The 12644-nt window shown below is 71.5% G+C and carries 14 protein-coding genes and 1 pseudogene; 4 read left to right on the forward strand and 11 right to left on the reverse strand.

What is annotated here, in order from left to right:
• Positions 1–130 precede the first annotated feature (130 nt).
• The 4 genes from ABZ899_RS15595 to ABZ899_RS15610 all read right to left on the reverse strand — a co-directional run bounded on the left by ABZ899_RS15595 (position 131) and on the right by ABZ899_RS15610 (position 3308).
• Positions 131–1093, reverse strand: a complete 963-nt coding sequence (locus ABZ899_RS15595; RefSeq protein WP_361345806.1) for an electron transfer flavoprotein subunit alpha/FixB family protein — start codon at positions 1091–1093, stop codon at positions 131–133.
• Positions 1094–1144: 51 nt separating this feature from the next.
• Positions 1145–1933: an electron transfer flavoprotein subunit beta/FixA family protein gene (locus ABZ899_RS15600; RefSeq protein WP_361345808.1), complete on the reverse strand. Its 789-nt coding sequence runs from the start codon at positions 1931–1933 to the stop codon at positions 1145–1147.
• Between the two features lie 242 nt (positions 1934–2175).
• Positions 2176–2685, reverse strand: coding sequence for a flavin reductase family protein (locus ABZ899_RS15605; RefSeq protein WP_361345809.1), 510 nt, complete (start codon positions 2683–2685; stop codon positions 2176–2178).
• Between the two features lie 209 nt (positions 2686–2894).
• Positions 2895–3308 carry a thioredoxin family protein gene (locus tag ABZ899_RS15610; RefSeq protein WP_361345811.1) on the reverse strand — a complete coding sequence of 138 codons (414 nt, stop codon included), beginning with the start codon at positions 3306–3308 and terminating at the stop codon, positions 2895–2897.
• A 76-nt stretch (positions 3309–3384) separates the two neighbouring features.
• Here ABZ899_RS15610 and ABZ899_RS15615 point away from each other — a divergent pair, with 76 nt between their 5' ends.
• Together ABZ899_RS15615 and ABZ899_RS15620 are read left to right on the forward strand one after the other, a co-directional pair.
• On the forward strand, positions 3385–3801 hold the full coding sequence (locus ABZ899_RS15615) for a DUF4395 domain-containing protein (RefSeq protein ID WP_361345813.1): 417 nt from the start codon (positions 3385–3387) through the stop codon (positions 3799–3801).
• A gap of 186 nt (positions 3802–3987) precedes the next feature.
• Positions 3988–4722 carry a lysophospholipid acyltransferase family protein gene (locus tag ABZ899_RS15620; RefSeq protein WP_361345814.1) on the forward strand — a complete coding sequence of 245 codons (735 nt, stop codon included), beginning with the start codon at positions 3988–3990 and terminating at the stop codon, positions 4720–4722.
• Between the two features lie 14 nt (positions 4723–4736).
• Here ABZ899_RS15620 and ABZ899_RS15625 read toward each other — a convergent pair.
• The 4 genes and pseudogenes from ABZ899_RS15625 to ABZ899_RS15640 form a co-directional block, all read right to left on the reverse strand.
• Positions 4737–5138: pseudogene (locus ABZ899_RS15625) on the reverse strand (hypothetical protein).
• An 83-nt stretch (positions 5139–5221) separates the two neighbouring features.
• A complete protein-coding gene (locus ABZ899_RS15630) occupies positions 5222–6292 on the reverse strand; it encodes a low specificity L-threonine aldolase (RefSeq protein ID WP_361345816.1) in 1071 nt (356 codons plus the stop codon).
• Positions 6289–7038, reverse strand: coding sequence for an SDR family oxidoreductase (locus ABZ899_RS15635; protein WP_361345818.1), 750 nt, complete (start codon positions 7036–7038; stop codon positions 6289–6291). The genes ABZ899_RS15630 and ABZ899_RS15635 overlap by 4 nt, the downstream gene beginning before the upstream one ends.
• 50 nt (positions 7039–7088) lie before the next feature.
• Positions 7089–8486, reverse strand: coding sequence for a DUF6421 family protein (locus ABZ899_RS15640; RefSeq protein WP_361345819.1), 1398 nt, complete (start codon positions 8484–8486; stop codon positions 7089–7091).
• 389 nt (positions 8487–8875) lie between these two features.
• Between ABZ899_RS15640 and ABZ899_RS15645 the strand changes: the two genes are divergently transcribed.
• Complete coding sequence (locus ABZ899_RS15645) at positions 8876–9559, forward strand: glycerophosphodiester phosphodiesterase family protein (RefSeq protein ID WP_361345821.1); 684 nt, start codon at positions 8876–8878, stop codon at positions 9557–9559.
• Here the strand turns inward: ABZ899_RS15645 and ABZ899_RS15650 are convergent.
• Positions 9549–10136: a GNAT family N-acetyltransferase gene (locus tag ABZ899_RS15650; RefSeq protein ID WP_361345823.1), complete on the reverse strand. Its 588-nt coding sequence runs from the start codon at positions 10134–10136 to the stop codon at positions 9549–9551. The genes ABZ899_RS15645 and ABZ899_RS15650 overlap by 11 nt on opposite strands.
• Positions 10137–10207: 71 nt before the next feature.
• Between ABZ899_RS15650 and ABZ899_RS15655 the strand changes: the two genes are divergently transcribed.
• Positions 10208–10600, forward strand: a complete 393-nt coding sequence (locus ABZ899_RS15655) for a VOC family protein (protein WP_361345825.1) — start codon at positions 10208–10210, stop codon at positions 10598–10600.
• 9 nt (positions 10601–10609) lie between these two features.
• On the opposite strand, the gene ABZ899_RS15660 is transcribed toward ABZ899_RS15655, so the two are convergent.
• Together ABZ899_RS15660 and ABZ899_RS15665 are read right to left on the reverse strand one after the other, a co-directional pair.
• On the reverse strand, positions 10610–11146 hold the full coding sequence (locus tag ABZ899_RS15660) for a MarR family transcriptional regulator (protein WP_361345827.1): 537 nt from the start codon (positions 11144–11146) through the stop codon (positions 10610–10612).
• Complete coding sequence (locus tag ABZ899_RS15665) at positions 11143–12567, reverse strand: FUSC family protein (protein WP_361345829.1); 1425 nt, start codon at positions 12565–12567, stop codon at positions 11143–11145. Before ABZ899_RS15665 ends, ABZ899_RS15660 begins: the two co-directional genes overlap by 4 nt.
• Positions 12568–12644 lie beyond the last annotated feature (77 nt).

The raw sequence follows: 12644 nt of genomic DNA on the forward strand, positions 1-12644 counted from the left end.
GCTCTGAAGGAGTTGACAGGATGACGCGCCCGCTCGTCGTCGGGCTGGGAGGTTCCCTGCGCACCCCGTCGACCAGCCTCACCGCACTGTGTGTGAACGGTCACGGGGGCCTCGGTGTGCCGGGTGGGGATCAGCCCTTGCGGGCCTTGACCTCCTCGGTCAGGGCCGGGACGACGTCGAAGAGGTCGCCGACGACGCCGTAGTCCACCAGCTCGAAGATCGGGGCCTCGGCGTCCTTGTTGATCGCCACGATCGTCTTCGAGGTCTGCATGCCCGCGCGGTGCTGGATCGCACCGGAGATGCCGGAGGCGATGTACAGCTGCGGCGAGACCGACTTGCCGGTCTGGCCGACCTGGTTGGTGTGCGGGTACCAGCCGGCGTCCACCGCGGCGCGCGAGGCACCGACGGCCGCGCCGAGGGAGTCGGCGAGCGCCTCGATGATCGAGAAGTTCTCGGCGCCGTTGACGCCACGGCCGCCGGAGACCACGATCGCGGCCTCGGTCAGCTCCGGGCGGCCGGTCGACTCACGCGGCGTGCGCGCGGTGACCTTGGTGCCGGTGGCCTTGTCGGAGAAGGTCACCGAGAGGGCCTCGACCGCGCCTGCGGCAGGGGCGGCCTCCACGGCGGCCGAGTTCGGCTTGACCGTGATGACCGGGACGCCCTTGGAGACACGGGACTTGGTGGTGAAGGAGGCGGCGAACACCGACTGGGTGGCCACCGGGCCCTCGTCGCCGGCCTCGAGGTCGACGGCGTCGGTGATGATGCCGGAGCCGATGCGCAGCGCCAGACGGGCGGCGATCTCCTTGCCCTCGGCGGAGGACGGGATCAGCACGGCGGCCGGCGAGACGGCCTCGACGGCGGCCTGCAGGGCCTCGACCTTCGGCACGACGAGGTAGTCGGCGTACTCGGCGGCCTCGTGGGTGAGGACCTTGACGGCACCGTGCTCGGCGAGGGTGGCGGCGGTGTCACCGGCGCCGTTGCCCAGCGCGACGGCGACCGGCTCGCCGACACGGCGGGCCAGGGTCAGCAGCTCCAGGGTGGGCTTGCGGACGGCACCGTCCACGTGGTCGACGTAGACGAGAACTTCAGCCATGGGATTGCTCTCCTGCGAAACGAAGTTGAGGGGCGGTCGGCGTGTCGAGCCTTAGATGAACTTCTGGCTCGCGAGGTACTCGGCGAGCTGCTTGCCGCCCTCGCCCTCGTCCTTGACGATCGTGCCGGCGGTGCGGGCCGGACGCTGGGCCGCGCCGTCGACCACGGTGTAGGCGCCCTCGAGACCGACCTCCTCGGCCTCGATGTCGAGGTCCGACAGGTCCCAGGACTCCACCGGCTTCTTCTTGGCGGCCATGATGCCCTTGAAGGAGGGGTAGCGCGCCTCGCCCGACTGGTCCGTGACGGACACGACGGCCGGCAGGGAGGCCTCCAGCTGCTCGGAGGCGGCGTCGCCGTCGCGGCGGCCCTTGACGGTGCCGTCCTCGACGGAGACCTCGGACAGCAGGGTGACCTGCGGGACGCCCAGGCGCTCGGCCAGCAGGGCCGGAACGACGCCCATGGTGCCGTCGGTGGAGGCCATGCCGGAGACGACCAGGTCGAAGCCGGCCTTCTCGATCGCCTTGGCCAGCACCAGGGAGGTGCCGATGGCGTCGGTGCCGTGCAGGTCGTCGTCCTCGACGTGGATGGCCTTGTCGGCACCCATGGACAGCGCCTTGCGCAGGGCGTCCTTGGCGTCCTCCGGACCCACGGTCAGGACGGTGACCTCGACGTCGTCGTCGGAGTTCTCGGAGATCTGCAGCGCCTGTTCGACCGCGTACTCGTCGAGCTCGGAGAGCAGACCGTCCACGTCGTCCCGGTCGACGGTCAGGTCATCGGCGAAGTGCCGGTCGCCAGTGGCGTCGGGCACGTACTTCACAGTGACAACGATCCTCAAGCTCACGCCGGCTCTCCTACTGCGTCGACATTTCTCTGCTGCCTCTTGCAGGCAGCATAGGCGCCCCAAGCGGCCGATCCCGATCGGGGCGACCCGCGCTCCGAGCGAAATATTACTCGTCAGTACATCCAGTTCGTTCCCGCTAAGCAAGCGCTTTGAACTGTGACCTTTGCAACGCAGCGTAATCGGAATCCGACGGCTCCGCAGAACGCGCCGAGCGCTTCTTCGGTCACACCGCCGCGGTGACCTCAGTCACGCAGCCCGTTGAACCGGCCCTGGTGGTACAGCAGGGGGCGGCCCTGCCCGGAGGGGTCACCGAGGACGACCTCGGCCACCACGATGCGGTGGTCTCCCGCCGGGACGCGCGCCACCACCCGGCACACCATCCACGCCAGCACCCCGTCGAGCACCGGGACCCCCTCGGGGCCCTCGCTCCAGACGGTGGGCGGCCCGAAGCGGTCGGCGCCGCTGCGGGCGAAGGTCGCGGCCAGGTCCTGCTGGTGCTCGCCGAGTATGTGGACGCCGACGTGGTCCGTCGCGGCGATGGCCGGCCAGCTCGAGGCGCCGGCACCCACGCCGAAGGAGAGCATCGGCGGTTCCGCGGAGACGGAGCTGAGGGAGGTCGCAGTGAAGCCGACGGGTCCGCTCTCACCGCGGGCGGTGATCACCGCCACACCGGCGGCGTGGCGCCGGAAGACGGAGCGGAGCAGATCGGGGGAGGCGAGCTGAGCGGATGCCAGGCCGGGAGAGGCCGTCATGGAGTTGTCCTTCTGCGAGGGGAGTCGGGGCGGTCCGTGGCGCTTCAACAGCCCGGACAGCGCGCGCCCACCGTGCGGGCCGGGTCGGCGGGGGCCCGTCCGAAGAGAAGGAGTTCCTCACACATACGGTCAGGCTGACGATAGGTGGTCCGCGCAGTCAAGTGCGTTCCGGCATGTGGGAGATGACTCACCCTCGGTATCACGGCCCCTCAGACCGCCTCGCCCAGAGCCGCGATCACGTCGGCCTTGCGGGGTTGCCCGGTGGCCCGCCGCACCACGGCGCCGCCGGCGTCGAGGACCAGCACGGTCGGCGTCTTGATGATGTCGAGCCGCCGCACGAGGTCGAGGTGCTCCTCGGCGTCGATCTCGATGTGGCGCACGCCCGGCACCATGCCGGCGACCTCGCCCAGCACTCGCCGGGTGGCCCGGCAGGGGGCGCAGAAGGCGCTGGAGAACTGCACGAGCGTCGCGCGCTCGCCGAGCTCGCCGCCCAGCTCGCTCGCGCCGAGCCGCTTCCCGTCGTCGCGCCCGCGCACCCGTACCCTCCCGCTCCGCCGCCGATGCAGCACCCCGTAGGCACTCGCCACCGCGAGCACCGCCACGCACACCATGAGTCCGGTCATCACCCTGCTCAAGCATTCACATGACTGCAAAGATTCCCGCCTCCCGAGAGCCTTTCCTATGCGGAATGCTTGATTCATGGACATCGACATGAGAGGGCCGCGCTTCGGGGCGGCCGTGACGACCGTGGTGCTCGCGGTCGTCCTGATCACCGGGAGCGCCTGGCTGCTGGCCTGGCAGACGCTGGCGTTCGCGCTCGGCGCCGCGGGCGGGGTGGGGCGTTCGCCCTACGGGGTGCTGTTCCGCCGGGTGGTGCGGCCCCGGCTCGGGCCGCCGACCGCCTTCGAGGCGCCGGAGCCGCCACGCTTCGCCCAGGCGGTCGGGCTCGCCTTCGCGGGCCTCGGACTCGTCGGCTACGCGCTGGGACCGCAGTGGCTGGGCCTGGCGGCCACCGGCGCCGCGCTGGCGGCCGCGTTCCTGAACGCCGTCTTCGGGTACTGCCTGGGGTGCGAGATGTACCTGCTCGTACGGCGGCTGACGGTGCGCGCCGGGTAAAGGACGATCAAAAGCACGAGGTGGATCAAGGGGTGACGTGACGAGGATCTCGCGGCTTCCGGGCGCTTGGGCTTGGCCGTCGGCCGTTCTTCGGGCACGATCAGCGACAAGCCGCAAACCTACGGCTGCGTAACTTTCCTCTGGGAGCTTCCTTCCCAGGCACTGAAGGAAGGGTCCATCTCGTCCATGGCAGAGCTTGTCTACCGTCCTGTCGTCGGTTTCGCCCAGACACTGTTCAAGGTGTGGGACCTCAAGATCGACTGCAAGGGATCGGAGAACATTCCGCGCTCGGGCGGCGCCGTGCTGGTGAGCAACCACATCAGCTACCTGGACTTCGTCTTCAACGGCCTGGCGGCGCTCCCCCAGAAGCGGCTCGTGCGCTTCATGGCCAAGGAGTCGGTGTTCCGGCACCGGATCTCCGGCCCGCTGATGCGGGGCATGAAGCACATCCCCGTGGACCGCAAGCAGGGTGAGGCGGCGTTCGCGCACGCGCTGGACTCGCTGCGGTCCGGCGAGGTCGTCGGGGTCTTCCCGGAGGCCACCATCTCGCCGTCCTTCACGCTGAAGAGCTTCAAGTCGGGCGCCGCCCGGCTGGCCCAGGAGGCCGGTGTGCCCCTGATCCCGATGGCCGTCTGGGGCACCCAGCGGCTGTGGACCAAGGGCCACCCGCGCAACTTCAAGCGCAGCCACATCCCGGTCACCATCCGGGTCGGCGAGGCCATCGAGGCGTCCCGCGAGAAGTACGCCGGGGCCATCACCCGCCAGCTGCGCGAGCGCGTACAGGAGCTGCTGGAGGCCGCCCAGCGCGCCTACCCGGTGCGCCCGAAGGACGCGAACGACACCTGGTGGATGCCGGCGCACCTCGGCGGCACCGCTCCGACTCCGGAGCAGGTCCGCGCGGCGGAGAGCGCCGCCGGCTAGAACGCGGCAGGCCGCTACGGGCGGACGGTGACGCCGCTGCCGGGTCTGGACCTCCGCAGCGGCTCGGCCGGTTCGGCCGCCGCCCGCCCGGCCTCGGCGCCATGCCCTCCAGCGGGAGCATGCCCGAGGTCGTCTCCTCGATGAGCCGCGCGCGCGGGCCCTGGCGCCGGTTCCAGCGGGGGCAGGTGACGCCCGCCTCGTCGCGCCACACGACCTCGTCCGCGTCCGGGTGCCCGACCGTCTCCTCGCCGCCGGCCACGGTCACGAAGTCCCCCTCCCCCGTCGCCCGTGCGGGTCCGCGCCGAACCGGGCTCCGTGCTCGGGCCGTTGACCAGCCCCTGGGCCTCGACCACGACGGGCGTGGAGCCGGGCGCGAGGGCGCGGACCGCGTCGGACACGGTCAGGGAGAGGGCCATCGCCGCCTCGGGGTGCGCCGGAGCCGCCCACGGAACACGAACAGGCCGGCTGGGTAGCCGGCCTGTCCTTCGACGGTAGAGCCCTAGCGGGCCATCTCCTCCTTGAGCGCCGCCACGAAGGCGTCGACGTCGTCCTCCCGTGTGTCGAAGGAGCACATCCAGCGCACGACGCCGGCCGCCTCGTCCCAGAAGTAGAAGCGGAACTTCTTCTGCAGCCGCTCGGCCACCTCGTGCGGAAGCCGGGCGAAGACGGCGTTCGCCTGCACCGGGTGCAGGATCTCCACCCCGTGGACGGCGCGTACGCCCTCGGCCAGCCGCTGGGCCATCTCATTGGAGTGGCGGGCGTTGCGCAGCCACAGGTCCTTGGCGAGCAGCGCCTCCAACTGCACCGACACGAACCGCATCTTGGAGGCCAGCTGCATCGACAGCTTGCGCAGATGCTTCATGTGCCGGACGGCGTCGGGGTTGATGACGACGACGGCCTCGCCGAAGACGGCACCGTTCTTGGTGCCGCCGAGGGAGAGGAGGTCGACGCCGACCGCGTTGGTGAACGTCCGCATGGGCACGTCCAGGGAGGCGGCGGCGTTGGCTATCCGCGAGCCGTCCAGGTGCACGGTCATGCCGTGCGCGTGGGCGTGCTCGCAGATCGCCCGGATCTCCGCCGGGGTGTACAGGGTGCCGAGCTCGGTGCTCTGGGTGATGGAGACGACCTGAGGCATCGCCCGGTGCTCGTCGTCCCAGCCGTACGCCTGCCGGTCGATCAGCTCGGGGGTGAGCTTGCCGTCCGGGGTGGGCACCGTGAGCAGCTTCAGTCCGCCGACCCGCTCCGGCGCCCCGCACTCGTCGACGTTGATGTGGGCGCTCTCCGCGCAGATCACCGCGCCCCAGCGGTCGGTGACCGCCTGCAGCGCGACGACGTTGGCACCGGTGCCGTTGAACACCGGGAACGCCTCCGCCGTGGCACCGAAGTGCCCGCGGACGATCTGCTGCAGGTTCTCCGTGTAGGCGTCCTCGCCGTAGGCGACCTGGTGCCCGCCGTTGGCCAGGGCCAGGGCGGCGAGCACCTCCGGGTGGGCGCCGGCGTAGTTGTCGCTGGCGAAGCCGCGGACGTCCGGGTCGTGGTGACGACGGGCGTCGGTCTTCGGAGGGTTCACGGCTTCTCGGTCAGCCACAGGCGCTTTCCGTTCACTTCGGCGGCGGACCGGTCCCAGACGCCCACGACCGCGTCGGCCAGGTCGTGGACGTCCGTGAAGCCCGCGAACTTCGCGTTGGGGCGGTCGGCGCGCATCGCGTCGTGCACCAGCGCCTTCACCACCAGGATGGCAGCCGCCGACGTCGGGCCGTCGGCGCCCCCCGCCTTGCGGAAGGCGTCGGCCAGCGCGAGCGTCCACGCCTCGGCGGCGGCCTTGGCGGCGGCGTACGACGCGTTGCCCGCGGTCGGCTTGGTGGCGCCGGCCGCGCTGATCAGCACGTAGCGCCCCCGGTCGCTGCGCTGGAGAGCCTCGAAGAAGGCGAGCGAGGTGTGCTGCACGGTGCGGATCAGCAGCAGCTCCAGGAAGTCCCAGTCGTCGAGACTGGTCTTGATGAAGGTCTCGCTGCCGCGCCAGCCGCCGACGAGGTGGACCACGCCGTCGACGTGCCCGAACTCCTTCTCGGTGCGCAGCGCCCAGTCACGGGTGGACTCCAGGTCGAGCAGGTCGACCGTCTCGCCCGTCACGCTCGCCCCGCCGCAGGCGTAGCGCGCGGCGTCCACGGCCTCGGCGAGGCGCTCCGGGTCGTTGTCCGCGCCGACGACGGTGGCGCCCGCCTCGGCGAGCCGTCGCAGTGACGCCCGGCCGGCGGGTCCGCCCGCTCCGGCCACCGCGATCACCGCACCGCTGAGTGCACCGTTCCCCACCATGCGCCTCGCCTCCTGAGCAGCCTGAGCCGTGTTGCCCGTGTCGCGGTCGCTCACGCGGCGATCCGCTGGGCGTCGCCCGCGGTGATACCCCGGGTCGAGGCGATCACGTTCTTGAGCTTCTTGGACAGGGCCTCATAGAACATGCTCAGCGGAAACTCGTCCGGAAGCACGTCATCGACGAGTTTCCGCGGCGGCTGGCTCAGATCGAGGGCGTCGGGGCCCTTGGCCCACTTGGATCCCGGGTGCGGGGCCAGGTAGGTCGAGACCAGCTCGTAGCCGGCGAACCAGTGGACGAGCTTCGGGCGGTCGATGCCGTCGCGGTACAGCTTCTCGATGTCGGCGCACAGCTGGTTGGTGACCTGCGGGGCGCGGTCCCAGTCGATGTACAGCTTGTTGTCGGTCCAGCGGACCACGTCGTGCTTGTGCAGGTAGGCGAAGAGCAGCTGGCCGCCGAGGCCGTCGTAGTTGCGCACGCGCTCACCGGTGACCGGGAAGCGGAACATGCGGTCGAACAGCACGGCGTACTGCACGTCACGGGCCTGCGGGACGCCGTCCGCCTGGAGCTTGACGGCCTCCTTGAAGGCGGTCAGGTCGCAGCGCAGCTCCTCCAGGCCGTACATCCAGAACGGCTGGCGCTGCTTGATCATGAACGGGTCGAACGGCAGATCGCCGTGGCTGTGGGTGCGGTCGTGGACCATGTCCCACAGGACGAAGGCCTCTTCGCAGCGCTTCTGGTCGTGGACCATCGCGGCGATGTCCTCGGGCAGCTCCAGGCCCAGGATGCCGACGGCGGCGTCGGTGACGCGGCGGAAGCGGGCGGCCTCGCGGTCGCAGAAGATGCCGCCCCACGTGAAGCGCTCGGGCGCCTCGCGCACGGCGATCGTCTCCGGGAAGAGGACCGCGGAGTTGGTGTTGTAGCCCGCGGTGAAGTCCTCGAACGTGATGCCGCAGAACAGCGGGTTGTCGTAGCGGGAGCGCTCCAGCTCGGCCAGCCAGTCGGGCCAGACCATGCGCAGGACGACCGCCTCGAGGTTGCGGTCGGGGTTGCCGTTCTGTGTGTACATCGGGAAGACGACCAGGTGCTGGAGGCCGTCCGCGCGGTTCGCGGCGGGCTGGAAGGCCAGCAGCGAGTCCAGGAAGTCGGGTACCGCGAAGCCGCCCTCGGCCCAGCGGGTCAGGTCCTTCGCCAGGGCCTGGTGGTAGGCGGCGTCGTGCGGCAGGAGCGGGGAGAGCTCCTCGACGGCCTCGACGACACGCCGTACGGCGGTCTCGGCGTCACCGCGCCCGGGCGCGCCCTCGGCCGAGAAGTCGATCGACCCGTCCTTGCTCTGCCATGGCCGGATCCGCTCCACGGCATCCTTGAGCACGGGCCATGCCGGGTGCTCCACCACCCTGGTCACGGGAGGAACCTGCTCCTCCGAAGCCGCCTGCACAAGAATTTCCGTCATGTCCCATCCTCCACCGGAGAACCTCGCGTAAAGAGACCGTATACATACGAGGTTCCTCCCAGCAAGAGGAGGCTCGGGAAATTATCCTGCGCACTCCCAAGGTCACCGCACTTTTTCCTGCCGGGCGCGCGGAACGCGATTCAGACGCCTCCGGGTGGGCATAAGCACCCCCTACCCAGGGAGCCCCGGTCAATCCCCACGAGACTCGCCCACCCCAGGGTGACCGCCCGGAGCCGTGTGTGCCAGCCGTGCCACGTCGCGCAGCGCGAACCCCGCGCACATGTGGGGCTCATCACGCGCACCGGCCATTAGGCTGCGGGCTGCCACGCGAACAGTGCCCTCCGGTTCGCCTGCGTGCCGAGCCGCCGTCGACGGAAGCGAGTTGAGTCTTGAACTTCCTTACCATCGGTCACCGCGGAGTCATGGGTCTCGAACCCGAGAACACCCTCCGTTCCTTCGTCGCCGCCCAGCAGGCCGGCCTCGACGTCATCGAACTCGACCTCCACCTGAGCAAGGACGGCGCCCTCGTCGTCATGCACGACACCGACGTGGACCGCACGACCGACGGCACCGGCGCCATCGCCGACAAGACCCTCGCCGAGCTGCGCACCCTGGACGCGGGCCGCGGGGAGCGCGTACCGGTGTTCGAAGAGGTGCTGGACGCGGTACGGACGCCGCTCCAGGCCGAGATCAAGGACGTCGCCGCCGCCCGAGCGCTCGCCGAGGTGATCAACCAGCGGGACCTCGTCTCCCGCGTCGAGGTGTCCTCGTTCCACGACGACGCCGTCGCCGAGATCGCCCGCCTGGTGCCCGGGGTGCGCACCGCGCTGATCGCCAGCCGCTACGGCACCGACGTCGTGGACCGTGCCGTGGCCGCGGGCGCGGCGACGGTCTGCCTGAACATCCGCCGCCTCACCCTCGAGGTGGTCGAGCACGCCCGCAAGGCCGACCTCCGGATCATCGGCTGGGTGGTCAACACCCAGGACCACCTGCGGCTCGTCCGGGCCCTGGAGCTGGACGGCGCGACCACCGACTACCCGGAGATCAAGCGCACCGGCCGCTTCACCGCGTAGCCGGTTCCGCCGCGGTGCCCTCCGCCCGGTCGAGCTCCTTGACCAGCAGCTCGAACCGGAGGTCGTCGCGCCGCGGGATGCCGAAGCGCTCGTCGCCGTACGGGAACGGCGTCATCCGGCCCGTACGGCGGTAGCCGCGCCGCTCGTACCAGGCGATCAGCTCGCTGCGCACCGAGATCACCGTCATGTGCATCTCGGTCACGCCCCAGGTGAGCCGGGCCTGCCGCTCCGCCTCCGCGATGATCACCTTGCCGAGACCGGCGCCCTGGAGCTCCGGGCTCACCGCGAACATCCCGAAGTAGGCGTACGCCCCGCGGTGCTCCAGGTGGCAGCAGGCCACCATCCGGCCGTCGCGCTCGACGGTGAGCAGCCGGGCGTGGGGCGACTTGACGACCTCCAGCACGCCCTCGGGGTCGGTGCGCTGCCCTTCGAGGATGTCGGCCTCGGTCGTCCAGCCGGCACGGCTGGAGTCCCCCCGGTAGGCCGACTCGATCAGCGCGACCAGCGTGTCCACGTCGGCGTCGGTGGCGTCACGGAAGACGAGCCCGGCACGGGCGTCGGGCGCGGTGGTGTCCATGGTGCGTTCTTCCCCGTCTCGGGTGCGGCTAGGGCACCGCAGAGCGTAACCCGCCGCTAGGGTGCGGCTGCATGGTGCATGTACTGAGCGGCCGGACACTCATCCGTCCCACCGACCCCGAGCGGTCCCGGGTCTTCTACGGCGAGCAGTTGGGCCTCGCCGTGTACCGCGAGTTCGGGACGGGCGCCGAGCGCGGCACCGTCTACTTCCTGGGCGGGGGCTTCCTGGAGGTCTCCGGCCGCTCCGAGGCACCGCCTTCACCGGCCGTGCGGTTGTGGATGCAGGTCGACGACGTGGCGGCCGCGCACGAGGAGCTGGTGGCGAAGGGCGTCGAGATCGTCCGGCCGCCCCGGCAGGAGCCCTGGGGCCTGATCGAGATGTGGCTCGCCGACCCGGACGGCACGCCGATCGTGCTGGTCGAGGTACCGGCGGAGCATCCACTGCGGTACCGCCCCGGCATCTAGGGCCTCCGGTCAGGCCCGCAGGCTGCCGAGGCGGCCCTCCAGGCGGGTGAGCAGGTCGCCCAGCAGGGAGGCCAGTTCCTCCTGGCCGTCGGCGTCGAGGTCGGCCAGGACGGCCGTCTCGTATGCGAGCTGTTCGGGCAGGATGCCGTCGACGAGGTCCCGGCCGGCGTCGGTGAGGCGGACGTGCGCGACGCGGCGGTCGCGGGTGTCGCCGCGCCGCTCGACGAGTCCGCGTTCGCTGAGCGCCTTGAGGCGCTTGGTGACGGCGGCCCCGGAGGAGAAGGTCTCGCGGGCGAGCTCGCTGGGGGTGAGCTCGTGGCCGGTGCGCCGCAGCGCGCCCAGCAGGTCGAACTCGGCCCGGCTCAGGCCGGCCCGGCGCAGCGGCGCGTCCTCCGCCTGCTGGAGCAGGGCGGAACAGCGGTTGATCCGGCCGATGATCTCCATGGGGGCGGTGTCGAGGCCGGGGTGCACGGTCCGCCACTGGCGGACCACGGCGGCCACCGTGTCCTGTCGCGTCCCGGTCGGCCCGCCGTTCGTCGCCGTCATGGCCGTTCGCCCTCCGTCGTGTCGCTGTGTGTGCGCTGGTCGTGGTGCGCGTCCTCGCGGTGCCCCGCCCCGGCGAGCGTACGGGGTGTCCCGCGCGCGTTCCGCACGACCCGCTCGCTGGCGCGGTCCGGGACGGCCACGGCGGCGAGGAGTCCGACGAGCGCGCCGACGAGGGTGTCGAGCACCCGCTCGCCGATCAGGCGGGCCGGGTCCTGGAGGCCGGCGAACTCGGTGATGAGCAGGGCCATCGGCGTCACGCAGACGCTGCCGAGCCAGTAGTTGCGGCCGATGAGGGCCTCGGCGCCGAGGTTGAGGGCGACGCAGCACAGGACGAGGGCGAGGCCGCCGGTGTGCGCGAGGGGGACGAGGGCGGCGAAGAGGAGGACCCCGAGGAGGTTGCCGACGACGCGCTGCACCCCCCGGCCCCAGGTGAGCGTGAGGCTGGCCTGGTAGAGCGAGGCGGCGGTGACCAGCGCCCAGTACGGGCGGCCGACCCCCAGGGCGAGGGAGGCGTACCCGGCGAACGCGCAGCCCAGGGCGGTGCGTGCGGCGATCCGGCCGAGCGGGCGGACACGGGCCCACAACCGGTCCCGCACGACGGGTTCGCTCCGGAGGAGCGTCCGGTCGTCGACCAGCGGCACGGGCCGGGTGCCGCGCACCTGGCGGGCCCAGTCGCGCAGCAGGTCCGGGTCGGCGTCCCCGGGCGCCGCGAGGGCGATCCCGGCGCGGTCCACGAGCCGGCTCAGGGCGCGCCGGGCGTCGGTGGCGCGGCCCGCGCCGGCCAGGGCGCGCCGGGCGTCGGTCAGGGCGGTGCCGGCATGCGCCCGGTGGTGGTCGTCACGGGACTCCGCGTACGTGGCGGCCGCGCGGAGCGCCGCCGCGGTGGCCCGGCGTTCCGGACCGTGCGGGCGCAGGAGTCCGGGTGCCATGCCGACCAGCCATGACCAGGCGCCGGCCGCGGCCCCCAGGGCGAGGTGCCCGGGGATCTCGCCGAGGGTCTGCGGTACGAACAGGGCGGCGGAGCTGACGAAGGTGAGGATGACGTGGCCGGGCGGGCCGATCCTGGTCGCGTCGCACAGCACCTTCTGGACGGCGGCCAGTGCCGCGCCGACGGTGACGAGCATGACGGCGCTGCCGGTCAGCGAGGACGCGACCAGGGCGGCGGCGAGGCCGGCGAGCATGCCGAGCAGCACCCACGCCAGGGCACGGGCCCGGGCGGCGTAGGGGCGGTTGTGGGCGTAGAGCGCGCACAGGGATCCGGCCATCGTGTACATCGCCAGGTCGAGCCGGTCCAGCGCCACCAGGGTGAGGTTGGGCGGGGCGACGGCGGCCACCACGCTCAGGGCGGGCTTGAACCAGATCTCGGGGGGCCGGCCGAGGCGCAGCACTCCGGCGACCGAAAGCGGAATTCGACTACTCACTTCGTCACTTTAGCGAGTATTTTATCTGTAAATCAAATACGGGTGCTCCGCCGAACGCTCCCCGTGTACACCTCTGC

It is taken from the genome of Streptomyces sp. NPDC046859 (assembly GCF_040645135.1).
Taxonomy (GTDB): domain Bacteria; phylum Actinomycetota; class Actinomycetes; order Streptomycetales; family Streptomycetaceae; genus Streptomyces.

Coding starts and splice junctions, on each gene's coding strand:
- ABZ899_RS15595 (WP_361345806.1), bottom strand. CDS start 1,093: ATGGCTGAAGTTCTCGTCTACGTCGACCACGTGGACGGTGCCGTCCGC.
- ABZ899_RS15605 (WP_361345809.1), bottom strand. CDS start 2,685: ATGACGGCCTCTCCCGGCCTGGCATCCGCTCAGCTCGCCTCCCCCGAT.
- ABZ899_RS15610 (WP_361345811.1), bottom strand. CDS start 3,308: ATGACCGGACTCATGGTGTGCGTGGCGGTGCTCGCGGTGGCGAGTGCC.
- ABZ899_RS15615 (WP_361345813.1), top strand. CDS start 3,385: ATGGACATCGACATGAGAGGGCCGCGCTTCGGGGCGGCCGTGACGACC.
- ABZ899_RS15620 (WP_361345814.1), top strand. CDS start 3,988: ATGGCAGAGCTTGTCTACCGTCCTGTCGTCGGTTTCGCCCAGACACTG.
- ABZ899_RS15635 (WP_361345818.1), bottom strand. CDS start 7,038: ATGGTGGGGAACGGTGCACTCAGCGGTGCGGTGATCGCGGTGGCCGGA.
- ABZ899_RS15640 (WP_361345819.1), bottom strand. CDS start 8,486: ATGACGGAAATTCTTGTGCAGGCGGCTTCGGAGGAGCAGGTTCCTCCC.
- ABZ899_RS15650 (WP_361345823.1), bottom strand. CDS start 10,136: ATGGACACCACCGCGCCCGACGCCCGTGCCGGGCTCGTCTTCCGTGAC.
- ABZ899_RS15655 (WP_361345825.1), top strand. CDS start 10,208: ATGGTGCATGTACTGAGCGGCCGGACACTCATCCGTCCCACCGACCCC.
- ABZ899_RS15660 (WP_361345827.1), bottom strand. CDS start 11,146: ATGACGGCGACGAACGGCGGGCCGACCGGGACGCGACAGGACACGGTG.